Origin of the sequence: uncultured Winogradskyella sp. (assembly GCF_947501905.1) — a bacterium.
Classification (GTDB): Bacteria; Bacteroidota; Bacteroidia; order Flavobacteriales; family Flavobacteriaceae; genus Winogradskyella.
This window is the reverse complement of record NZ_CANMXL010000004.1, coordinates 34,138-58,735: the sequence shown is the minus strand read 5'-3', so window position 1 is coordinate 58,735 and position 24,598 is coordinate 34,138. Positions and strand designations below refer to the sequence as shown.

18 protein-coding genes are annotated in these 24,598 nt (G+C 34.1%); 15 read left to right on the top strand and 3 right to left on the bottom strand.

Annotation, left to right across the window (positions count from 1 at the left end; translation table 11 throughout):
• Position 1 precedes the first annotated feature (1 nt).
• Positions 2 to 1,507 (bottom strand): aminotransferase class V-fold PLP-dependent enzyme, encoded by a 1,506-nt coding sequence (locus Q0770_RS10105; protein WP_299116570.1) that lies wholly within the window; start codon positions 1,505 to 1,507, stop codon positions 2 to 4.
• Between the two features lie 33 nt (positions 1,508 to 1,540).
• Positions 1,541 to 2,929: a phosphoglucosamine mutase gene (gene glmM, locus Q0770_RS10100; protein ID WP_299116569.1), complete on the bottom strand. Its 1,389-nt coding sequence runs from the start codon at positions 2,927 to 2,929 to the stop codon at positions 1,541 to 1,543.
• 70 nt (positions 2,930 to 2,999) lie between these two features.
• Between glmM and Q0770_RS10095 the strand changes: the two genes are divergently transcribed.
• From Q0770_RS10095 to Q0770_RS10080, 4 genes are all read left to right on the top strand, one after another.
• Positions 3,000 to 3,602 carry an acyl carrier protein phosphodiesterase gene (locus tag Q0770_RS10095; protein WP_299116568.1) on the top strand — a complete coding sequence of 201 codons (603 nt, stop codon included), beginning with the start codon at positions 3,000 to 3,002 and terminating at the stop codon, positions 3,600 to 3,602.
• On the top strand, positions 3,599 to 5,299 hold the full coding sequence (ggt, locus tag Q0770_RS10090; protein WP_299116567.1) for a gamma-glutamyltransferase: 1,701 nt from the start codon (positions 3,599 to 3,601) through the stop codon (positions 5,297 to 5,299). The genes Q0770_RS10095 and ggt overlap by 4 nt, the downstream gene beginning before the upstream one ends.
• 42 nt (positions 5,300 to 5,341) lie before the next feature.
• A complete protein-coding gene (locus Q0770_RS10085) occupies positions 5,342 to 6,103 on the top strand; it encodes a hypothetical protein (protein ID WP_299116566.1) in 762 nt (253 codons plus the stop codon).
• 69 nt (positions 6,104 to 6,172) lie between these two features.
• Complete coding sequence (locus Q0770_RS10080) at positions 6,173 to 8,908, top strand: reprolysin-like metallopeptidase (RefSeq protein ID WP_299116565.1); 2,736 nt, start codon at positions 6,173 to 6,175, stop codon at positions 8,906 to 8,908.
• A 75-nt stretch (positions 8,909 to 8,983) separates the two neighbouring features.
• On the opposite strand, the gene Q0770_RS10075 is transcribed toward Q0770_RS10080, so the two are convergent.
• A complete protein-coding gene (locus Q0770_RS10075) occupies positions 8,984 to 9,511 on the bottom strand; it encodes a hypothetical protein (RefSeq protein ID WP_299116564.1) in 528 nt (175 codons plus the stop codon).
• A gap of 122 nt (positions 9,512 to 9,633) precedes the next feature.
• On the opposite strand from Q0770_RS10075, the gene uvrA reads away from it, so the two are divergent.
• The 11 genes from uvrA to Q0770_RS10020 all read left to right on the top strand — a co-directional run bounded on the left by uvrA (position 9,634) and on the right by Q0770_RS10020 (position 24,527).
• A complete protein-coding gene (uvrA, locus tag Q0770_RS10070) occupies positions 9,634 to 12,462 on the top strand; it encodes an excinuclease ABC subunit UvrA (RefSeq protein ID WP_299116563.1) in 2,829 nt (942 codons plus the stop codon).
• 49 nt (positions 12,463 to 12,511) lie between these two features.
• Entirely contained in the window at positions 12,512 to 13,198 is a 687-nt protein-coding gene (locus Q0770_RS10065) for a TIGR00730 family Rossman fold protein (RefSeq protein WP_299116562.1), read from the top strand.
• A 7-nt stretch (positions 13,199 to 13,205) separates the two neighbouring features.
• The gene (locus tag Q0770_RS10060; RefSeq protein WP_299116561.1) at positions 13,206 to 16,046 is read left to right on the top strand and encodes a metalloprotease; all 2,841 of its coding nucleotides are present in this window, start codon (positions 13,206 to 13,208) and stop codon (positions 16,044 to 16,046) included.
• 151 nt (positions 16,047 to 16,197) lie between these two features.
• Positions 16,198 to 18,609, top strand: a complete 2,412-nt coding sequence (locus Q0770_RS10055; RefSeq protein ID WP_299116560.1) for a thiamine pyrophosphate-dependent enzyme — start codon at positions 16,198 to 16,200, stop codon at positions 18,607 to 18,609.
• A gap of 166 nt (positions 18,610 to 18,775) precedes the next feature.
• Positions 18,776 to 19,519, top strand: coding sequence for a hypothetical protein (locus Q0770_RS10050; protein ID WP_299116559.1), 744 nt, complete (start codon positions 18,776 to 18,778; stop codon positions 19,517 to 19,519).
• Positions 19,520 to 19,620: 101 nt separating this feature from the next.
• Positions 19,621 to 20,793: an AraC family transcriptional regulator gene (locus Q0770_RS10045; RefSeq protein ID WP_299116557.1), complete on the top strand. Its 1,173-nt coding sequence runs from the start codon at positions 19,621 to 19,623 to the stop codon at positions 20,791 to 20,793.
• A gap of 120 nt (positions 20,794 to 20,913) precedes the next feature.
• On the top strand, positions 20,914 to 21,408 hold the full coding sequence (locus Q0770_RS10040; RefSeq protein WP_299116555.1) for a DoxX family protein: 495 nt from the start codon (positions 20,914 to 20,916) through the stop codon (positions 21,406 to 21,408).
• 19 nt (positions 21,409 to 21,427) lie between these two features.
• Positions 21,428 to 21,913 carry a hypothetical protein gene (locus Q0770_RS10035; RefSeq protein WP_299116553.1) on the top strand — a complete coding sequence of 162 codons (486 nt, stop codon included), beginning with the start codon at positions 21,428 to 21,430 and terminating at the stop codon, positions 21,911 to 21,913.
• Between the two features lie 12 nt (positions 21,914 to 21,925).
• A complete protein-coding gene (locus tag Q0770_RS10030) occupies positions 21,926 to 22,309 on the top strand; it encodes a hypothetical protein (protein ID WP_299116551.1) in 384 nt (127 codons plus the stop codon).
• A gap of 8 nt (positions 22,310 to 22,317) precedes the next feature.
• Positions 22,318 to 23,208, top strand: coding sequence for a GIN domain-containing protein (locus Q0770_RS10025; protein WP_299116549.1), 891 nt, complete (start codon positions 22,318 to 22,320; stop codon positions 23,206 to 23,208).
• 131 nt (positions 23,209 to 23,339) lie between these two features.
• Positions 23,340 to 24,527, top strand: a complete 1,188-nt coding sequence (locus Q0770_RS10020) for a cytochrome-c peroxidase (protein WP_299116547.1) — start codon at positions 23,340 to 23,342, stop codon at positions 24,525 to 24,527.
• The last annotated feature ends 71 nt before the right edge of the window (positions 24,528 to 24,598 follow it).

Below are 24,598 nucleotides of genomic sequence, written 5' to 3'. Positions count from 1 at the left end.
TTTAATCTAAGTTAAACCAGTCCTCAACAGACGTTGCATTACACGGCTTGTCAATTTGAGATTTGTGAACAAACTCATTATTACATCTAGAATATTCGTAATCCAAAGCCCATTCTTCATGATTTAGAGCTAATTGAATAATACTATCACAAACAAATTCAATTTCTTGGTTTGTCGTAGTTGGATGAATAGACATACGCAACCATCCTGGCTTACGTACCAAATCGCCAATAGTTATTTCGTCTGTTAATTCTTTAGAAGTTTTCTGGTCTACATGCAATAAAAAATGCCCATACGTACCCGCACAGCTACAGCCACCTCGAGTTTGCACACCAAATTTATCATTAAGCAACTTAACACCTAGGTTGTAATGCAAATCATCAATATAAAATGAAATAACACCTAGTCTATCTTTATGCTGTCCAGCAAGGATATTTATGCTTTTTATAGGTTGTAGACGCTTAAAAATAGTATCAACTAATTCGTGTTCACGTTTCAAGATATTTGAGACACCCATTTGCTCTTTCAATTTAATAGAAAGCGCCGTTTTTATAGTTTGAAGAAAACCTGGTGTACCACCATCTTCACGCTCTTCAATATTATCTATATATTTGTGTTCTCCCCAAGGATTAGTCCAACTTACTGTACCGCCGCCTGGACAATCAGGCACCATATTTTTATATAATTTTTTACTAAAAACCAAGACTCCTGAAGTCCCTGGTCCACCTAAAAACTTATGCGGTGAAAAGAAAATAGCATCTAAACGTTTATCTTGATCTTCTGGATGCATATCAATATCTACATAAGGTGCAGAACAAGCAAAATCTACAAAACACACACCTCCATTTTTATGCATCAATTTTGCAATGTCATGATATGGTGTTTGTATACCTGTAACATTAGAACCTGCAATTACTGATGCAATTTTAATGGTACAATCTTTATGTTTTTCAAGAAGGCTTTCTAAGTTTTCTAAACTAAATAAGCCATCGTCTCCTGGAGGAATCACCTCAACCCTAGCCATAGTTTCTAACCATGAAGTATGATTAGAATGATGTTCCATATGAGAGACAAATACTATTGGACGCATCTCTTCAGGTATATTAGTATAATCTCTCAAGTTTTCAGGTACTTTTAATCCCAGAATACGTTGAAATTTATTAATAACACCTGTCATTCCATTACCAGAAACAATAAGCACATCATCTTCATTACAATTAACATGCTCTTTTATAATATTCTTAGCTTTATGATAAGCTTTAGTCATTGCCGTACCAGAAACCGTAGTCTCGGTATGCGTATTAGCAACAAAAGGCCCGAAATCATTAAGCAATTTCTCCTCTATTGGTCTATACAAACGACCAGAAGCTGTCCAATCTGTATAAACTATTTTTTGTTCACCATAAGGCGAAACAAAAGTTTGGTCATAACCAATAATATGCTCACGGAATTTATCGAAGTAAACTTCTAATTCTGTTTTTGATTGAGAAATTGGTGTTGATATCATTATTAAATTAATAATTATTTGATTGTAAAAGTACTAAATATTAGCGATGGCTTTAATCTCACCAATTATTCTATCAGCAAGTTTATCGGCTTCATTTTGAGAAGGTGCCTCAGTATATATTCTAATAATTGGTTCCGTATTACTCTTTCTTAAGTGCACCCAACTATCTGCAAAATCTATTTTAACGCCATCAATAGTGGTCAAATTCTCGTGACCATAATTAGATTCCATAGTATTTAAAATACCATCAACATCCAAGCCTGGTGTTAATTGTATTTTCTTTTTACTCATAAAGTAGTTTGGGTATGAAGCTCTAAGTTCGCTTACTTTAATTCTTTTTTCAGCTAATAAGCTTAAAAATAAAGCAACACCTACTAAGGCGTCACGCCCATAATGTGATTCTGGATAAATGATACCGCCATTTCCTTCTCCACCTATTATAGCGTTGTTCTTTTTCATTAAATCTACAACATTCACTTCACCAACGGCACTCGCTTCATAATTACCGCCGTGTTTAACAGTAACATCTCGCAATGCTCTAGTAGAGCTCATATTACTTACCGTATTTCCAGGTGTTTTACTCAAGACATAATCTGCACAAGCTACTAAAGTATATTCTTCGCCAAACATTTCACCTTTTTCATCCATAAATGCCAAACGGTCTACATCTGGATCTACAACGATTCCAAAATCAGCATGGTTATCTACAACAGATTTTGCCAAATCTCCTAAATGCTCTTTTAAAGGTTCTGGATTATGTGGAAAGTATCCAGTTGGGTCGCAATATAACTTAACAGGCTCCACACCTAAACGCTCTAATAACAGAGGAATGGCAATACCTCCTGTTGAATTGACACCATCTACTACAACTTTAAAATTTGCAGCTTCAATAGCATCTTTGTTTACCAATGGCAAATCTAAAACCTCATCGATATGCAAATCAATGTAAGCTTCATTTTTAGTAATCTTTCCTAAATCATCAACTTCTGCAAAAGTCATATTTGATGATTCAGCAATATCTAATATTTTTTTTCCTTCAACACCATTCAAAAATTCACCTTTAGCATTCAATAATTTTAATGCATTCCATTGCTTTGGATTGTGACTTGCAGTGAGTATAATGCCACCATCAGCATGTTCCATAGGTACAGCTACCTCAACAGTTGGTGTTGTTGACAAACCTAAGTCTATGACATGAATTCCCATACCAACTAAAGTATTCATGACTAAACTCTGTATCATTTCTCCAGAAATCCTAGCATCTCGTCCGACAACCACACGATAATTATCTTTATTGCGCTGTTGCTTAAGCCATGTTCCGTATGCTGCAGCAAATTTTACAGCATCAATAGGTGTTAGATTATCTTCAACTTTTCCGCCAATTGTGCCTCTAATTCCTGATATAGATTTTATTAATGTCATGTATTTTCTGTTTTAGGCAAATATAATTAGTTAATAGCATTTTGTGAGTATGAATTTGTAAATTCGAGCAATGAACTTTTTGGCCCATATTTACCTTTCTGGCAATAATAAGTTACTTACCATTGGTAACTTTGCTGCTGATGGTATAAGAGGAAAACGTTTTTCTAAATACCCAGAAGCCATGCAAGCGGGAATTATTTTGCATCGTTTTATTGACTCTTACACTGATAGTCATAAAACATTTAGGCAAAGCACAAAACGATTACATAAGGCTTATGGCCATTATAGTGGTGTTATTGTAGATATCTTCTATGATCATTTTTTAGCGAAAAACTGGAAAGATTACTCCGATATACCAATAGAAGATTTTATACAAGATTTTTATAGCAATCTTAATGAGAATTTTGAAATCCTTCCTGAACGATTTAAAAGATTATCACCATATATGATTGCCGATAATTGGCTGCTAAGTTACGCATCAGTAGAAGGTATTCAAAAAGTCTTAGATGGTATGAATCGTCGTACCAAAGGTCGCTCAAAAATGAATGAATCTACTAAAGAACTTAAACTTTATTACAAAGCGTTTGAAAACGATTTTATTCAATTTTTTAAAGATTTAATAGAAGCAACTAACGCTAAGCGAATTGCTTTAGAAAAAGAATATAATCTATGAAAAACCTATTTTTCTTAACACTACTGCTATTATTTTTTAATTGTCAGGAAGCATCTAAAAAGACTAAATCTATGTCTAATAATCGTGGACTTGTTACCGAAAAAGCAATGGTAGTCAGCGCTCGTGAGGAGGCCTCCAAAATAGGAACTCAAATCCTAGAACTTGGCGGGAATGCTTTTGATGCTATGATGGCTACAGAAATGGCGCTTGCTGTTTCTTACCCTTATGCTGGTAATTTAGGAGGTGGGGGCTTTTTAATTTACAGACTTGCGGATGGAGAAATTGGTGCCTTAGATTATCGTGAAAAAGCACCATTGGCAGCAACAAAAGATATGTATCTAGACAAAGATGGTAATGTTATTAAAGGCAAAAGTACAGTTGGTACATTGGCAATAGGAGTTCCAGGCACTATTGCAGGAATCTTTAAAGCACAAGAACGTTTTGGTAAACTCGATGTAAAAACAATATTACAGCCCGTTATCAATTTGGCAAATAATGGTTTTTATGTAACTAAGCAACAAGAAGAACGTTTTGCGAGTTATGATAGTATTTTTAAAGCAGTTAATGGACAAAAGCTATTGTATAATAACAATCTAAAAGAAGGTGATAAAGTCTTCAATTTTTCTCTAGCAAATACACTAGAAAGAATTGCAAATAACGGTAGAGATGAATTCTATAAAGGTGAAACTGCTAAGGCACTAGTAGATTTCCTTCAAGATAAAGGAAGTATAATTACTCTTGAAGACTTAGCAAAATATGAAGCCAAATGGCGAAAACCTATTCAATTTATGTATGATGATTTAACCATAACATCAATGTCACCTCCATCTTCAGGCGGTATTTGTTTGAATCAAATTATGACGATGATTGAAAGTTTTGATTTAAGTAGTTATGGGCATAATTCTTTAAAAACAATTCAGGTATTAGTAGAAGCAGAAAAACGGGCATATGCTGACCGAAGCTATTACCTTGGTGATCCAGATTTTGTAGATATTCCTATTGAAACTTTAACTAGCAGTGTTTATTTAGATGAACGTATGAATAATTTTTCATTTGAAATTGCAACTGCGGTTGACTCAATTTCTCATGGAAAAATTATTGACTATGAAAGTGAAGAAACCACACACTACTCTATTGTTGACCAATTTGGAAATGCCATTGCTGTAACCACAACCTTAAATGGTGGATATGGTTCAAAGGTCTATTCAGGTGACTTGGGTTTCTTTTTAAATAACGAAATGGATGATTTTAGCTCTAAGCCAGGTGAGCCAAATTACTATGGGCTTATCGGTGCTGAAGCTAATAGTATCGCTCCAGAAAAAAGAATGCTAAGCTCTATGACGCCTACTATAGTAGAAAAAGATGGTGAATTATTTATGACACTTGGTACGCCTGGTGGCTCTACTATTATTACTTCTGTTTTACAAACAGTTTTAAATGTTCATGAATTTAATATGACTATGCAAGAAGCCGTAAATGCTCCAAGATTTCATAACCAGTGGTTACCAGACGAAATTAGGATGGAACCGAATTCTTTTAGTCCAAATTTAAAAAATCAACTAGAAGCCAAAGGCTATATAATTAATGAAAAGCGTACTCCGGTTATAGGAAAAGTAGACGGTATCTTAATTTTAGAAAATGGTAAATTAGAAGGAGGTGCAGATAAACGTGGTGACGATACTGCAGTTGGGTTCTAAATGATTTAATATTATAATTTTATAGCTTAAAACCTATATATCGTGTTTAGATTTAAAAAAATAAAACCATTCAGTAAACTTACATTAAAACAAAAACTATTCAGAATATTAAAATTCATAGGTGGATTAGTCATTTTTATAACATTACCAACACTACTCTTTTTTGGTTATATCTATCTGAAATATGACGAAGAATTACCTAATGGCAAAACTGGAATCGAAGCCGATCAATTAGCAACAAAAATGTTAAGTGCATTGGATTATGAAGCTTATAAAAATACAGATTATTTAGAGTGGACTTTTAAAGGTCAGCATAGCTACAAATGGTATAAGTCAGCAGATAGTTGTGAAGTCTCATGGAAAGACTTTAAAGTAATGCTGAAATTAAAAACCCCTGATAAATCTAAAGTATTTGTGATAAATCAAGAATATAATGGTATTGAAAAACAAAAATATGTTGACAAGGCTTTAGCCTATTTTAACAATGATTCCTTTTGGTTGGTAGCTCCATATAAAGTTTTTGATACAGGAGCTGTTAGAAAGTTAGTAAAGATAGAAGATAACAAAGAAGCATTACTAGTTACTTACAGATCTGGAGGAACTACACCAGGAGATTCTTATTTATGGCATTTTGATGAAATTGGAAAACCGACTAGTTATAAAATGTGGGTTGATATCCTTCCCATAAGAGGACTTGAAGCTTCATGGAATGACTGGACAACTACTAAGAGTGGAGCACAATTACCCACTTTTCATAAGCTGTTATTTTTAGGATTAGAGCTAACAGATATAAAGACCTTATAACTTACATTGTTATTTATTAAATAATTATCCTAAAATCTTGTAAATTTATAGTTCTAAAATTTAATTCTCATGAAAAAGATTTACTTATTACTTTTAATTCTACCATTATTAGGCTTTTCGCAAGAAAAATCGTTTTGGTCAAAAACTGACACAAATAGAATTAAGCAAGACCAATTAGTTGAACGAAATTCTACGCCTTCAAAATTTGATGTTTACAACCTAAATTTTGAAGATATTAAAGGCACTTTAGGTAATGCTACTAGCAGAAATTCTAATGACGTTTCTAATGTTTATGTTAAGTTCCCCAACGCTAATGGTGAAATGGAACGCTATCAAATTTATGAAGCTTCAGTAATGGAGCCTGAATTTGCTGCTAAACACCCAGAAATACAATCTTATGTTGGTATTAACATAGATAATCCAGGTACAACAATGCGATTTAGTACAACAGTATTTGGTTTTCATGCTTCTATCTATACTATTGGAAAAACCTATTACATAGATCCTTATACATCTGATTTAAACACATATTTATTGTATGCTAAAGAAAACTTGTATTCGGATATAGATCGTATAGGATGCCAATTAACTGAAGATATTGATACTGGTAGAGTTTATGAAAGAGATTTAAATACAAATAGTTTAAGAAATGCAAATGACCAAACTTTAAGAACCTATCGTCTTTCTATATCGTCTACTCAAGAGTACTCAAATTTTCATATTGATGCTTCTCCTCAAACAGAAACCACTGATGCTGAAAGAAGAGCAACTGTATTGGCGGCAATGAATGTAACTATGACTAGAGTTAATGGTCTTTTTGAACGAGATATGTCTTTAACTATGCAGTTAGTTGAGATTATTAACCCCCCATTTTCTGGAATTAGCACTATATCTCTTGTCGAGCCAGATGGATTTACTGATAATGACCCCGGAGCTCTTTTAGGTCAAAACCAATCTATAACTGATACAAGAATTGGTACTGCTAATTATGATGTGGGACATGTCTTTACAACTGGTGGTGGAGGTGTGGCAATTTTAGGAGGTATTTGTTTTAGCAATACCAAAGCAAGAGCTGTTACAGGATTACCTAGTCCAGTTGGCGATCCTTACGATGTAGATTTTGTTGCTCATGAAATGGGCCATCATTTTGGCGCCAATCATACCTTTAATGGTAGCCAAGGAAATTGTTCTGGCGCTAATAGAAATGCTTCCACATCAGTAGAGCCTGGAAGTGGTACAACAATTATGGCTTATGCAGGAATTTGCGGAGGTGATAATATTCAACCAAACAGTGATGATCATTTTAGCGCTATAAGTATTGATGAAGTTTTTGCTAGAATTACTTCTGCACCAACATGTTCTGTTAATACATCTAATGGAAATACGCCTCCTACAGTAAATCCAGGTGCTAATTATACAATTCCATTCGGAACAGCATTTACTTTAACTGGTACTGGTAGTGACCCTGATGGCGGTACGGTTTCTTACAACTGGGAACAAATAGACAATGGAGCTATTATAGGTGCAGGTCAACCTTCTCCTGCTAATCAAAGTGGCCCAATGTTTAGATCTAGACCTTCTCAATCAACTGGTGATAGAACATTCCCTCAATTAAGTGATATTTTAGATGATAATCTTACGCCTCAATGGGAAGTGATACCAAATGTAGCACGCACTATGAATTTTGCCCTAACTGTTAGAGATAATCAATCTCCTAATGGTGGTCAGACCAATAGAGGTGATATGGTAGTAACAGTTGCAAACACAGGTCCTTTTCAAGTTACTACACAGTCAACACCTGTTGTTTTTGCAGAAAATTCATCAACAACTGTAGAATGGGATGTTGCCGGTACCACAGCAAATGGAATTAATACATCACAAGTAAATATTTTGCTTTCTACTGATGGTGGATTAAATTTTAATACAACTTTAGCCGCAAACACTAGTAATGATGGGACTGAAACAATTACTTTTCCTTCTGGAGTAACCTCTGGTGATTGTAGAATAAAAATTGAGGCTGTTGGGAATATTTACTTTGCAATAAATAAATCATTTTTTGCAATTGGTAATTACACAATAGTTAATAATGAGACGTGTGACGATTACACTTTTAATATAAATCAAGCAATACCACAAGATTCCGGAACATATACAGGTTATGGTTTAAATGTTAACGACTCTGTTACCATAACAGATGTAGATGTTACTGTAAATACAACGCATCCAAATAATGGAGAAGTGTTTACAGCAATAATAAGTCCTCAACAAGCTTCTGGTTTTCAAGAATTAAGTAATGGAAGTTGTACAGGAACTGCCAATACTGATTTTACATATGATGACGAAGCTGGAACCATAAACTGTGCAAATTTTAACTCTGGTGGTTCAGGTCAACCTGCCGAAACATTATCATTATATGACGGACAGGATTCTAATGGTCAATGGGTGTTTCTTATTACAGATATTAGTGTTAATGGAACTACTGGTACAATCAATACGGTAACAATAACTATTTGCTCAGGCACAACCGAAGCTGTACTAGGAGATAATGATTTCGAGTTGAATGACTTTGCCTTATTCCCAAATCCAAATAATGGAGATTTTACGCTACAGTTTAATTCTAATTCAGGTAAGGATATTAACTTAAACGTTTATGACATCTCTGGGAAACTTGTGTATAACAATAATTATGATTCAACATCTAGGTTTGATAAACAAATCAATCTCAATAATGTAAGTGCTGGTATTTATATCATGAAAGTAAATGATGGTGATAAAAGCGTTACTAGAAAACTTATTGTAGAATAAATATTCTTTGAATAGATAAAACAAAAACTCCGAAGCATTTAGCTCCGGTGTTTTTGTTTTCAGAAGAACCATTAATTATTTTGAAGACTGCCCTTTAAATTGCTGACTCTTCAGCTTAAACAATACATTAAAACTGGTTAAGCTACCATAACTACGTGTTATATATTGCTGCAAGTCAATCTTTTCTTGTTCATCCAAATTTTTACTAGAATTTATCTTCTGCTCCATAACACGAAGCCTATCTCTAACCATTGTTATTTTATGAAAGAACTTATCAATAGGCAATTCGCTAGACTTCAAATTCTCATCACCTGGTTGCATGATTAGCTTTCCGCCTTTCCATTTATCTCCAATAGAGATAACCTCGGAAACATCCGACCATTTTTTCAAAATATCTCTCAAGCTCTTCTCAACTTCATAAAAACTTACCGTATCAACATCATCTTCGGCAGCATCTATCACTTCAAAGTTGTCATCTATATCCAATGTTTCCAATCCATTATCTATAAAAGTTACCCAGTAATGTTGTGATGTCACATTGGTTACCACGCCTTTACCATATTCTGGGTGATTAATTCTTGAGCCTATTCCTAATAATTTCATAGTATTTCGTTTAAATTTCTAACACAATTATAATAATTCTCAAGCAAACCTTAGTACTAAATTAACAACTAAAAATTGTACCTTTGCAACTTTGCCAGTTTACGATTCAGATTAACTAATTTATGACAACATCCGACGATTCTATTGAAGTAAAAGGTGCTCGTGTTCACAACCTTAAAAATATTGATGTTACTATTCCTAGGGAAAAATTAGTTGTAATTACTGGGCTTTCTGGTAGTGGAAAGTCATCATTGGCTTTTGATACCATTTATGCGGAAGGTCAACGTCGCTATATTGAAACATTTTCGGCTTATGCACGTCAATTTTTAGGTAATTTAGAACGTCCAGATGTAGATAAAATTGATGGGCTTTCTCCTGTGATTGCCATAGAACAAAAAACAACTAGTAAATCACCGCGCTCGACAGTTGGTACAATTACAGAAATTTATGATTTCTTGAGACTCCTTTTTGCTAGGGCTGCTGATGCATATAGCTACGAGACTGGTGACAAAATGGTCAGTTACAGTGACGAACAGATCAAAGATTTAATACTTGAATCTTTTAAAGATAAACGTATTAATATCCTAGCGCCTGTGATTCGGTCTCGTAAAGGACATTATCGAGAGCTTTTTGAGCAAATTGCTAAACAAGGTTTTGTAAAAGTACGTACGGATGGTGAGATAGTAGACCTCGAAAAAGGTATGAAACTAGACCGTTACAAAACACACGATATAGAGATAGTTATAGACCGTTTAAAAATTGACGATTCTAAAGACAATGAAAAGCGTTTAACGGAGTCTATAAATACAGCGATGTATCATGGCGAAGATGTACTAATGGTTATTGACCAAAACAATCAAGAACCACGCTTTTTTAGTCGTAATCTAATGTGTCCATCATCTGGTATTTCTTACCCAAATCCTGAGCCAAATAATTTCTCTTTCAACTCACCAAAAGGCGCATGTCAAAAATGCAATGGCATAGGAGAATTATATGTGGTTAATGATAAAAAATTAGTCCCTGATGAATCTCTTTCTATCAAAAATGGCGCTTTAGCACCTCATGGCCCTCAGAAAAAAAGTTGGATTTTCAAACAGTTTGATACCATTGCGCAACGCTATGATTTTTCTTTAAATGATGCATGGAAAGACATCCCCGAAGAGGCTAGACAAGTTATTTTGTATGGCGGAAAAGACAAGTTTACAGTTGAAAGTAAATTGCTTGGTGTTGCAAGAGATTATAATATCGATTTTGAAGGTGTTGCTAACTTTATTGAAAGTCAATACAAATCTAACTCAACATCTTTAGTCCGTTGGGCTAAAGAATATATGGACAAAGTGGAATGTCCTACTTGTAATGGTTCAAGATTAAGAAAAGAATCATTGTATTTTAAAGTTGATGAAAAAAACATCGCTGACTTAGTTAAAATGGATATCATTGAACTTGGCGAATGGTTAGAAAACCTTACTGACAGACTTTCTAACAAACAACAGAAAATTTCTGCAGAGATTATTAAAGAAATAAAGAGTCGTGTTCAATTTTTGTTAGATGTAGGCTTAACGTATTTATCACTTAATAGAAGTTCTAAGTCATTATCCGGTGGAGAAGCCCAACGTATTCGTTTAGCAACGCAGATAGGCTCTCAGCTAGTAGGTGTGCTCTATATCTTGGATGAACCAAGTATAGGTTTGCATCAACGTGATAACGAAAAACTAATTAACTCTTTAGTATCACTTCGTGATGTTGGCAATTCGGTTATTGTTGTAGAGCATGATAAAGACATGATTGAACGCGCTGACCATGTTATTGATATTGGGCCTTATGCCGGAAAACATGGAGGCGAAATAATCAGTGAAGGCACACCGAAAGAATTATTAAAACATCATACACTTACTGCAGATTATCTTAATGGACAAAAAGAAATTGCCATACCAAAAAAGCGTCGTAAAGGCAATGGTAAAAAATTAGTTCTTAAAGGCTGCACAGGTAATAACCTTAAAAATGTAGATGTAGAGTTTCCATTAGGCAAAATGATTGGTGTTACTGGTGTTTCTGGAAGTGGCAAATCGACTTTAATTAACGAGACGCTCTACCCAATTCTTAATGCCCACTATTTTAATGGTGTAAAAAAACCTATGCCCTACAAAAGCATTAAAGGATTAGAACATATTGATAAAGTAATTGACATTAACCAATCGCCTATTGGAAGAACGCCACGAAGCAATCCTGCAACATATACAGGTGTTTTTAGCGAAATCAGAAGCTTGTTTTCAAAAATACCAGAAGCTATGATACGTGGTTACAAGCCTGGACGTTTTAGCTTTAATGTTGCTGGCGGACGCTGCGAAACCTGTCAAGGAGGAGGTCTTAAAGTTATAGAAATGAACTTCTTGCCTGATGTTTATGTAGAATGCGAAACTTGTCAAGGTAAACGCTTTAATCGTGAAACATTAGAAATAAGGTATAAAGGAAAATCCATTAGTGATGTATTAAACATGACTATTGAAGAAGCTGTAAATTTCTTTGAGCATATTCCTAAAATTTATAGAAAACTAAAAACTATCAAGGATGTTGGCTTAGGATACATTACATTGGGACAACAAAGTACAACATTATCTGGTGGCGAAGCGCAACGCATAAAGCTAGCTACAGAGCTGAGTAAAAGAGATACTGGAAACACCTTTTATATTCTAGACGAACCAACGACTGGCCTTCACTTTGAAGATATTAATGTCTTGATGAAAGTATTAAACAAACTTGCAGATAAAGGCAACACAGTATTAATTATTGAACACAATTTAGATGTAATTAAAACCGTTGATTATATTATTGATATTGGCTATGAAGGAGGAAAAGGTGGAGGTCAATTAGTCGCTAAAGGTACACCTGAGCAAATTATAAAAGATAAAAAAAGTTATACGGCAAAGTTTTTGATAAGAGAATTAAACTAAATCTCCTTATAATTGTCAAAATGAATAAAGACTAACAACTAAACACTATATGAGAAAAGAAAAACACTACAAAGGCTGGAACGAGATAAAAACAAATGACTCATGGGCAATTTTTAAAATCATGGGAGAATTTGTAAATGGCTATGAGAAACTGAGTAAAATAGGGCCTTGTGTATCAATATTTGGTTCTGCACGTACAAAGCCAGACCATGAATATTACAAATTAACCGAAGAAGTTGCTAGTAAAATTGTCGATAGTGGTTATGGTGTAATTACTGGTGGTGGTCCAGGTATTATGGAAGCTGGTAATAAAGGTGCCCACATTGCTGGAGGAACCTCAGTAGGTTTAAATATCGAATTACCTTTCGAGCAGCATGATAACCCTTATATAGACTCAGATAAAGTCTTAGATTTTGACTATTTCTTTGTACGCAAAGTCATGTTTGTAAAATACTCACAAGGATTTGTAGTTATGCCTGGTGGTTTTGGCACTTTAGATGAGTTATTCGAAGCTATTACTCTTATTCAAACTCATAAAATAGATACATTTCCAATTATTTTAGTTGGTACAAAGTTTTGGAGTGGTCTTATGGATTGGGTTAAGAATACACTACTCACTGAAGGTAATATCAGTGCAAAAGATTTAGACCTAATCCATGTTGTAGATACAGCAGATGAAGTCATATCAATATTAAATGCATTCTATAAAGAATCTGAATTAAGCCCTAATTTCTAATAAAAACTTGAATAGAAAACCGCTCATATTTTTTGGCTTCCTACTATTTGTTGTTCTTACTTATGGACAAAACACAATAGATGTTGTTGGTACTGTAAACCCAACAAAAAAGTCTATTAGTATTAAGCAAACTATTGTCTATAAAAATGTAACCAAAGATACATTAACTGTAGTGTTTTTAAACGATTGGAATAACAGCTATTCTTCAAAATCTACAGCATTAGCAAAACGTTTTGAAGAAGAATTTAGCACCAAGTTTCACTTAGCAAAAGATAGACAGCGAGGTTTCACTATTATAGATTATATAAAAGATAGCGGTAATAACACACTTGTATCTGAGCGACTTAAAGATCAAATTGATATTGTAAAAGTAAAACTGAAAAAACCTTTACTACCTAATGAATCCTATGAGATAAAATTAGAGTACAATATTGTCTTACCAGATGCGGTATTTACAAGTTATGGTTATACCAAAGAAGCTAATTTAGAATTAAAATATTGGTATCTATTACCCGCAATATATGATGGGCAGTGGCAATATTATAGCAATAAAAATATAGATGATTTATTTATTCCTAAATCTGACGTTTCAATAACACTTAGTTTTCCTAAAAATTATAACCTCACTTCAGAATTAAATACTGAAAGTGAAACTGAAAGCGGAACACTAAAAACAGTAACTTTAAAAGGCAAGGATAGAATTGACACCTATCTCTCATTAAATCAAAACAGAACCTATAATCAGGTTACAACTGATGATTTTACGCTAGTATCAGATATTGAAGAGAAGGGTTTATCATCTCAAGAAAAAGCAATAGTAACAGATAGAGTGACCAAGTTTTTAACTGATAATCTTGGTACATATCCGCATGAACGCTTATTAGTTAGCCAAATAGATTATGACAAGAATCCACTTTATGGACTTAACCAATTGCCAAGTTTCCTTAGACCTTTTAAAAACGATTTTCAATACGAGCTCAAATTACTTAAGACCGCATTAAACAAATACATCTCTAACACGCATTTAACAAATCCTAGAAAGGAACACTGGCTTAATGATGGTTTGGCTATTTATTTTTTAATGAAATATGTGGAAGATTATTATCCAGATACCAAACTACTAGGAACATTGGCAAATGTTTGGGGTATTAGATCGTTTCATCTTGCTGATTTAGATTACAATTTTCAGTATTTCCTATATTCTATGGAAGCTGCAAGGAAAAACAACGATCAACCCATAACTATCCCAAAAGATTCGCTTACTAAGTTTAATGCCAATATTGCCGGAAGATACAAAGCTGGTGTAGGTCTAAATTATTTAGACGAATATGCTGAGGATATCAATTTTAGAAACTTAGCTAAAGATTATTTAAAAGATAATCAGCTTAAAATAGTTTCCCTTGATAATTTTGAGAGCTTTATAAAATCCAAGACAAACAAAAATATTGATTGGTTTTTTACGGATTATATTAATACTCGTAAGAAAATTGATTTTAAAATCTCTAAAGTTAAAACTACTGAAGATTCAATTCAGCTTACTATAAAAAACAAACGAAATAATAGTGCGCCAATATCATTATTTAGCTTGCGAAATGATAGTGTGGTTAATAAATTATGGATAGATAGTATTGGTAAATCCAAAACCTTGACAATCCCAAATTATAATACAAAACGACTTGTCTTAGATTACGATAATGTGGTGCCAGAATTTAATCAAAGAGATAATTACAAATCTACAAATGGTCCCAAATTCTGGTCAAAACCTCTGCAATTCAGATTGTTTAAAGATGTCGAAGACCCTTATTATAATCAGGTCTTCTTTATGCCACTTGCTCAATTCAAAAATATATATGATGGCTTTACATTGGGCGCAAAAGTGTATAATAAAACCATACTTAGAAAGCGATTGAATTATAAATTCTCTCCTCAGTATGCATTAAATTCAAAAGCTATTACTGGTTCTGGTACACTTTTTTATACACATAATCTTGAAGACACAAATCTCTTTAACATCACATATGGTATAGATGCGAGCTACCAGTCCTTTGCCCAGGATGCATTTTTTAGACGTATAAGACCAAACATATCTTTTGGTTTTAGGGATAAGGATGACTTAAGGTCAGATAAGCGTCATCTTATTCGCCTACGATATGTAGATATCGCAAGAAATATTGGGCCAGATGCTATCTTAGAAGAGATTGAAGAAGAACCAGATTATGGCGTTCTTAATCTTAGATATGTAAGATCTAGCCCTGGAATTATTAACTTCTCGAGGTTCTTTGCAGATTTTCAAGTCGCTAGCAACTTTAGTAAATTTTCTATTAATTACGAATTTAGAAAGCTGTCAAAAAATAATAGAAACTATAACTTCAGATTTTTTGCCGGTACATTCCTTAATAATAATACTGACCCAAATTCAGATTTCTTTAGTTTCGCTTTAGACAGGCCAACAGATTATCTTTTTGATTTTAATTATTTAGGACGTTCTGAAGCTGCAGGGATATTTAGCCAGCAAATTATTATAGCAGAAGGAGGTTTTAAATCGCAATTAGACACGCCATTTGCAAATCAATGGATGACAACAGCAAACTTTAGTACTTCTATTTGGCGCTATATTCAACTCTATGGTGATGCTGGTTTGGTAAAAAACAAATTCAGTAAAGCAAAGTTTGTTTATGATTCAGGTATTAGACTCAATTTAGTTGAGGACTATTTTGAAATATTCTTCCCGCTTTACTCTAATAATGGATGGGAAGTTGGCCAGCAAAATTACGATGAAAAAATCCGATTCATGTTTACTGTTGACCCTCAAGTACTTCTAGGGCTATTTAGACGTAAATGGTATTAACATATTCTTACTGAAGTGTTAAATTTTAGTATTAATTTATAATATTCTTAAAATTAATTCGATTTACTAAGAATTATTCAACAATATAACACTTTTCTACATTGTGTAACTTCTTGAGATGTTGTACTTTTGCAAGGCAAAATTTCGATATATGAAGCCAAATACAAACACAAAAACTGAGATTACTTTTGAAGATTTTAAAACTGAAGTTTTAAATGATTACAAAACTGTAGTGACCAGTCGTGAATGTAGCCTTTTAGGACGTCGTGAAGTACTAACAGGCAAAGCAAAATTCGGAATCTTTGGAGACGGTAAAGAAGTACCACAAATTGCTTGGGCAAAAGCCTTTCAAAACGGGGATTTCCGTTCTGGATATTACCGTGATCAAACCTTTATGATGGCTATTGGTGAGCTAACCATTGAGCAGTTTTTTGCAGGATTATACGCCAATACCAATTTAAAAGACGAACCTATGTCTGCTGGCCGCCAAATGGGTGGTCATTTTGCAACGCATAGTTTAGATGAAAATGGTGAATGGAAAAATCTCACTGAGCAAAAAAACTCAAGTGCGGACATCTCTCCTACTGCTGGACAAATGCCTAGACTTTTAGGTCTAGCTCAAGCGTCAAAAATATACCGAAATGTAAAAGGTATTGATACCACCAAATTTTCTAAAGAAGGTAACGAAGTCGCTTGGGGAACTATTGGCAACGCCAGTACAAGTGAAGGTTTATTCTTTGAAACTATTAATGCCGCAGGTGTATTACAAGTCCCAATGGTAATTAGCATTTGGGATGACGAGTATGGTATTTCTGTACATGCAAGACACCAAACCACTAAAGAAAACATTTCTGAAATCTTAAAAGGTTTTCAAAGAGACGAAAATAATAACGGTTACGAAATTTTCCGTGTCAATGGCTGGAACTATGCTGAATTAATTGACACTTATCAACGTGCTGCTCAAGTGGCGCGTAAAGAGCATGTACCGGTGATGATTCACGTTAATGAGTTAACACAACCTCAAGGGCATTCAACTTCTGGTTCTCATGAGCGTTACAAAGATGCAGACCGCTTAGCATGGGAAGCTGAGTATGATTGTAATGCGCAGATGCGTCTTTGGATGATAGACAATAATATAGCAACTGACGAAGAGCTAAAAGCTATTGAGAAAGGCATAAAAAAGGCTGTAAGAGACGGTAAAAAAGCCGCTTGGTCTGCGTTTATAGACCCTATACAAGCAGAAAGAGCTGAAGCCGTTTCGCTTTTAGAGCGCATAGCTAATTCTAGTACTAACGGCGTTTTTATTTCAAAACTTAAAAATGATTTAGCGGCTATTGATGAGCCTATTCGTAAAGATATATTAACAGCAACGCGTAAAGCATTACGTTATGTGCTTTCTGAAAGTTCTGCTGAAAAAACAGAATTACAAAACTGGATTACAAACTATATCGAGACTATACAATCAAAGTATAGCTCTCACCTATTAAGTCATTCAAAGAAGAAAGCACTAAATCAAACTGAAGTTTTACCAACTTACGATGCAAATGCTGAGGATGTTGATGGACGTCTCGTCTTAAGAGATAATTTTGATGCTATTTTTGGCAACTACCCAGAAGCCTTAATTTTTGGTGAAGATGCCGGGCATATTGGCGATGTAAACCAAGGTTTAGAAGGCTTACAAGCCAAGTATGGCGAGCTTCGCGTATCAGATACTGGTATTAGAGAAGCTACTATTTTAGGCTCTGGAATTGGTATGGCTATGCGTGGCTTACGACCAATTGCTGAGATACAATATTTAGATTACATCTTATATGCTTTACAGTTAATGAGTGATGATTTGGCAACCGTACATTACCGTACCAAAGGTCGCCAAAAAGCACCACTAATTGTAAGAACCCGTGGTCACCGTTTAGAAGGTATTTGGCATTCTGGTTCTCAAATGGGAGGTATTCTTAATCTGGTGCGTGGTATACATGTGTTAGTGCCAAGAAATATGACTAAAGCCGCTGGGTTCTACAATACACTTTTAGAAAGTGACGAACCAGCACTTGTTGTAGAGTGTCTTAATGGTTACCGACTTAAAGAAAAAATGCCAAGCAACATTGGGAAGTTTAAAACACCAATTGGTGTTGTAGAGACTGTAAAAGAAGGTGAAGATATTACTTTAGTCTCTTACGGTTCTACATTGCGATTAGTTGAGCAGGCCGCAAAAGAATTACAAGAAGTTGGCATTAATGCCGAAATTATTGACGTACAATCACTTCTTCCGTTTGACATTAATCATGATATCGTAGAAAGTGTTGCTAAAACCAATCGCATGATGGTCATTGACGAGGATGTTTCTGGTGGTGCTTCTGCATATATTTTAGACGAAATATTGAACAAACAGAACGCTTACCAATATCTGGATAGCCAACCAAAAACCTTAGCGGCTAAGCCTCATAGACCTGCTTATGGTACAGATGGTGATTATTTCTCTAAACCTTCTGTAGAGGATATTTTTGAAGCCATCTATAATGTGATGCACGAGGCAAATCCTGTAGATTTTCCGAGACTGAGATAGTAAAACATTTATATATAAAACTAAGCGCCTTTGATTTTAAATTAGAGGCGTTTTTTATTATTTAAATAAAAACCCACCTGAAAACAAACGATTGAAATACTAAAAGCACATTTGAATAATAAAAAATCATTTATTAATATTGGTAGTCATTAGAAAAGAATAATTTATGCTGAGAAAACCTATCAATATCTATAACCTATTACTTATCACATTAACGCTTCTTTTTTGTACAGATAAACTACATGCACAATTCTATATTACAAGTAGAAGTCTAAAAAAAGAACAACCTAGAATAGTTTTTGATTCATTGACCTACACATCTCTTAATAATGAAACTGTATCAGGTTTTGGCTTTGTTAATCCTATAGATGCCAAATCAATAGTATTTGTAAAAGAAAAACCTGAAGAAAACGTTGTTAAAGATTGGAAAGATATAAAAGTGAAATCAGCAACAATATATACTTCAAAGCTCAAAGAGTTATCATATAGAATGCTTGATCTAGACCCTAACCTAGATGATATTCAGAAAAAAAGAATATTATCTAAAAATTATACCATAGATGATACTGTCAATGTGTTTTTTCTAAGAAACATAAAAGGTGCTATAGCAAATAATCTACGTACCTTATACTATGAAAATAACAAGGCTAGAATTTTTAAAGATATATCTTCAAATTATTATGCCACTTCGCAGATAGTTTACTTTCAAAAGCAAGAAAAACCAGTTTATGAAAGCGACACCTATTTTCTAAATTATAATAATCATAAAGCATTTAAAAAATCTGTAAAACGGTTCTTTAAAACCTGTTCAAGAATTGTTGAAAATGCTCAAAATGGGGATTACTTTCCAAGAAGTGGAAAAGCTTTTAGAAAAATAGCTGATGACTATGAAAGTTATTGTGAAAATTGATGGAATTACTTCCATAGTTTGGGTTTGAAACAATTTGAGCCATATTCATTTTTCAATTCTCTAAGAAAATAGATACATTTAGGTTTTAAACTAAACACATAATGTTTCCAGATTTTAACCGTTGGAGTTTACCACTTTTAATTTTGGCTTTACAAGGCCTTGTCTTCGTGTGTCTTTTATTCGGTAGGTATTTTAAAAAACGTCTTCTTTCAGATTTATTTTTGGGATTCATTCTGTTATTAACGAGTTACTCGCAAACATGTTACACGTTGGGTTTTATGGGCTGGTACGATGCTTTTAGAACTACAAAGATTAATTATTTTCTTATAAATATTGGTATTGCATTGGCACCATTAATTTACTTGTATGTTAAGTCTGTAACCACTTCAAATTTTAAGTTCAAAAAAAGTTATTGGTGGCATTTTGCGTTAGCCATAGTATTTGTAGTCTATAGATTTTCAATTTACACATACGACGCCTTACAACCGGGTTTTAATGATACTCAGAACGGTGTGCTAAAAATTTCTCTAGACGAAGAATACATTTTGGGCATTATGTCTTATATAGAACCGCCGTTTATGCTATTGTATTTGGCATTTACATTTCAGTTATTTTATAGTTACCGTAAAAAGATTATACAATATTTTTCAAATACCTATAAGCTAGAACTTAATTGGATTTTAACCTTTTTGGTACTCTTTAGTGTCTTGTTTCTCTACGGTGCCGTTCAAGATATTATTGGTTCGCGCTTTGTAGAATTAGGATATCAAGAACGTTGGTGGCTTAATCTACTAGTAGCTATGGTAACCCTGTTTGTTGGAATCAAAGGTTACTTTACAGACACCACAAAACTGAATAAATTAGATTTCAGTTTTTCTCCAAAAACCATCGGTATTCCGGAGGAAACAGATAATATAGAACACAAATCTGTTTCTGAAGAAGATATTGCTACCGTAAATCATTTAATGGTAGACCAAAAAGCCTATTTAAATCCTGAGCTTAACTTATCGGACTTAGCGAAAATGGGAAATATGACACGTGGTCAATTATCGGAAACTATAAACTCTGGATTTAACAAAAACTTCAACGACTTTGTAAATGGTTATCGTGTTGAAGCTTTTAAAAACATGCTCAAAGAAAATAAGCAACAACAATTATCCTTACTAGGTATTGCTCAAGAATGTGGATTTAATAGCAAAGCCACTTTTAATCGTGTCTTTAAAAAGCTTACGAGCTTCTCTCCTACCGAATATTTAAAAACGCAACTAAAATAAGACGTCTCAAATCGTATTTAGGACGTCCTTGTACGCTTTAAGTCGTCCACGGAACGTTTGTGTCGCAAATTTGTGTCATCAATCTCGCTGATGTATGTCAGCCTTTAAAACACAAATACAATGACACGTTTAAAGTCTTTCCTCAAATTTTTAATTACACCTACCGTTCAGAAAAACTGGCTTTCAGACTTCGTTTTCTTTATTATCAGATTCGGATGCGGCATTGGACTCTCTATTGGTTTTGGAGCCGATAAATTTGGTGTACCATGGACACCAGATAGTCAAAACTTAAATCTATTTGAAGTAGCCGCATGGTTCCCGGAAGACGTTAAAGCTTACGGAGGCATCTTTGCTATGTTCCCAATCTTCTTTGCTTGGATGGGTGCATTTAGTGAAGCTGTAGGCGGAATTCTATTGGCTCTAGGTATTGGTACTCGTATCTCTTCTTTCTTGATTATGTGTACCATGCTCGTTGCTATTTTTCTACAAAAATGGAATGGGCCAGCTTGGAATATGCTACCAGCAATGGGCTTTTTATGGGTGGCCATTTATAACCTAGCTCTTGGTTCTGGTCGCTTCGGACTTGACTTTCTCATCAGCAAAAAATTAAAATAATCATTCAAAACAACATATTATGAAAACTCTATTAACAACATTCGCTTTACTATTCATTGCAATATCTATCAATGCTCAGAATACCATTTCGCTTTCAGATTTTGAAAGTATGAACAATACCAGCTGGAAAGGCACTTTGACTTACAAAGACTACCAATCTGGCAAACAACAAACTATTGATGCCACTATGCAATTTAAAATTGAAGATGACAAAATAATTTCTAATGTACAATACACTTACGAGCCTAGTAAAAACCATAAAGGCTCTGTAAAAATTAAAAAAAATGGTAGCTACTTTGGCAATGAGAAAGTTCTAAGTTTTACTGAATATGATGGAGCTAAAACTCTCGTGACCACCTACCAAAGCAGAGATAACGGAAAAAAAGCCGACATGTTTATCACACATACTTTAACAGATTCTACATACACCGTGACTAAAGAAGTCTCTTATCTAGACAGCGATGAAAAATTTGTAAGAAACACCTATAGTTACACTAAACTTTAAAACATAGAAATTATGAAAAACTATAAATCAGTTCTCTTTCTAATCGCAATCTTAGTTATGACAAGTTGTGTGCAAGAAACCCATCTCAAAACCATTAATTTTAAAGTAGACATGCGTGGTCTAGATACTATTAGTAATCCTGGTGTGAGAGGTCAATTTACAAGTCCAGCTTGGAAAGAATTAGTATCACTTACAGATGAAAACAATGACAGTATTTATGAAGCAAAAATAGAATTCCAAGCAGCGCAATACGATATCAAATTCAAATTTGTAAATAATGATGAGTACGAATTACAAAATCAGCCAAATCGCTCCATAAAATTTGAATATCAGTCAGAAAACTTCACCTATGAAGTTGTTTACAATAATCCTGAAGCAAAAACCACAAAAAAATAATTCTCAAAATGAAAAAGTTAAGCTTATTGCTAGTACTTGTAGGATTCACAGGTATAGCACAAATCAAAGGAAACAAAAACATGGAAACACGAACGCTCCCGTTTGAAAATGTAGAAACCATCAAAATAGATTTATACGCCAATGTAACCATTGATAATTCTGCAAGTGAAAGTTTGGAAATTACCACAGAGTCTAACCTATTTAAATATATTGACACAGAAATTGTAGATGGCACCATTCACTTTAGTCAACTAAAATGGATTGAGCCTAGTCAAAAAATTACCATCAAGATTGGTGCGCCTAATCTAAAACGTGTAGTTCATGATACACACGATAAAACCGTCATTACCAATGTAAATAATAACGTTTTAAGAGTAAATGCAAATATTGGCAAGGTAATTATAGACGGAAAAACAAAAGAGTTACGTTTAGGCACGGAAATAGGTCACATAGATGCTTCAAGCATAGAAGCCGAAAAGGTATTTGTGAATCTTTGGGATTCTGGAACTATAAAAATTAACCCAACCAAATACCTATTGGCAGATGTCTCAAATGACGGAAAATTACTATACACCCAACTTCCGAAAGACAATAAAATAAAAACAAAGTCTGGTGGTATGGTAGAATCATCTTCAAACTACAAGATGAAAAAAGATGATATTAAATGGATTTCTTTCAAAATAAAGAACAATTCATCTAACAGAAACCAATTCATTGTAAAAGGTCCAAAAGCAGATGGTAGCTACTTTGGTTACGGCTTTCCTATGATGCCCAACTCCAAACGTAAAGAAAAGTGGTCTGTAGGCACAAAAGTATATAAACAAACGGCATTAGGTTTTAAAAAACTATTGGTGATTATTAAACCTGAAGACGAAGGCAAAATCGTAAATCTTTTCTAAAAAAATCAATTCTTTAAAATTTAAAACCCTCAATATTAGCCTATTGAGGATTTTTTATTGATTTTTTCAAAACCTCATTAAACCATTCTGTTTTGTTGTAGTCATATAACTACAATCAATTTAATCTATCTATGAAGCAATCCTTTCTCCTCCTTTTTGCTATTGCATTATTCTCATGTTCATCAGACAATAATGATCTGACACCTGTTGAAGCCAATAATCCAGATGCAGAATTCGATTTTTCTGAAACCTTCACTGCTAACTTCGACGTTTTACCAGATTATTCAAATCAAGTCATTCCAAATTACATTACACGTGATAATACAGGAAACAACAGTATTACAGATGAAGGTGCCATGCTTGGACGCGTATTATTCTATGACAAAAATTTATCTGTAAACAATAGTATTTCATGTGCAAGTTGCCATAAGCAAGAATTTGCATTTAGTGACGATGCACAAGCAAGCCTTGGCGTCAATGGTGTCACCGGAAGACATTCCATGCGTTTGGTTAATGCACGATTCTCAAACGAAGTAAGGTTCTTTTGGGATGAACGTGCTAATACTTTAGAAACGCAAACCACAATGCCAATACAAGATCATGTAGAGATGGGCTTTAGTGGCGAAAATGGAGATTTGGCATTTAGTGATTTAATTACTCGATTAGAAGCTATCGATTATTACCCAGAATTGTTTAATCGCGCTTTTGGAAACGAAACTATTAATGAAGCACGTATACAAGATGCCTTAGCACAATTTATACGTAGCATACAATCCTTTGACAGCAAGTATGACGAAGGCAGAGCCAATGCAAATAACGATGGGCAACCATTTGCCAACTTTACTCAACAGGAAAATTTAGGCAAACAGCTGTTTTTACAACCGCCCGTGTTCAATAATGAGGGGATAAGAACTAATGGCGGTATTGGCTGTGCTGGTTGTCATCAAGCACCAGAATTTAGCATCGACCCAAATTCTCTTAACAATGGTGTTATTGGTAGTATCGATAATTCTGGGGCAGACTTGGACGTCACCCGCTCACCTACGCTTAGAGATGTTGTAAAAACAGATGGTACAAGTAATGGACCATTTATGCATATAGGTAATAGCAATACAATGGCAACAGTACTCAATCATTATAATGACATAAGTCTGGCTGGTAATACTAATTTAGACCCTAGATTAAGACCAAATGGTAATGGTCAACAGCTTAACCTTACAGATGAAGAACGCAATGCCGTTATAGCTTTTATTAGAACCTTAGCTGGTAATGATATTTACACTAATGAAAAATGGAGCAATCCATTTATAAATCAATAGTTTACATACTCATAGTAAAAAGCACCTTTAGTAAAAGGTGCTTTTTTTATATCTTTAGACTATTACTAACC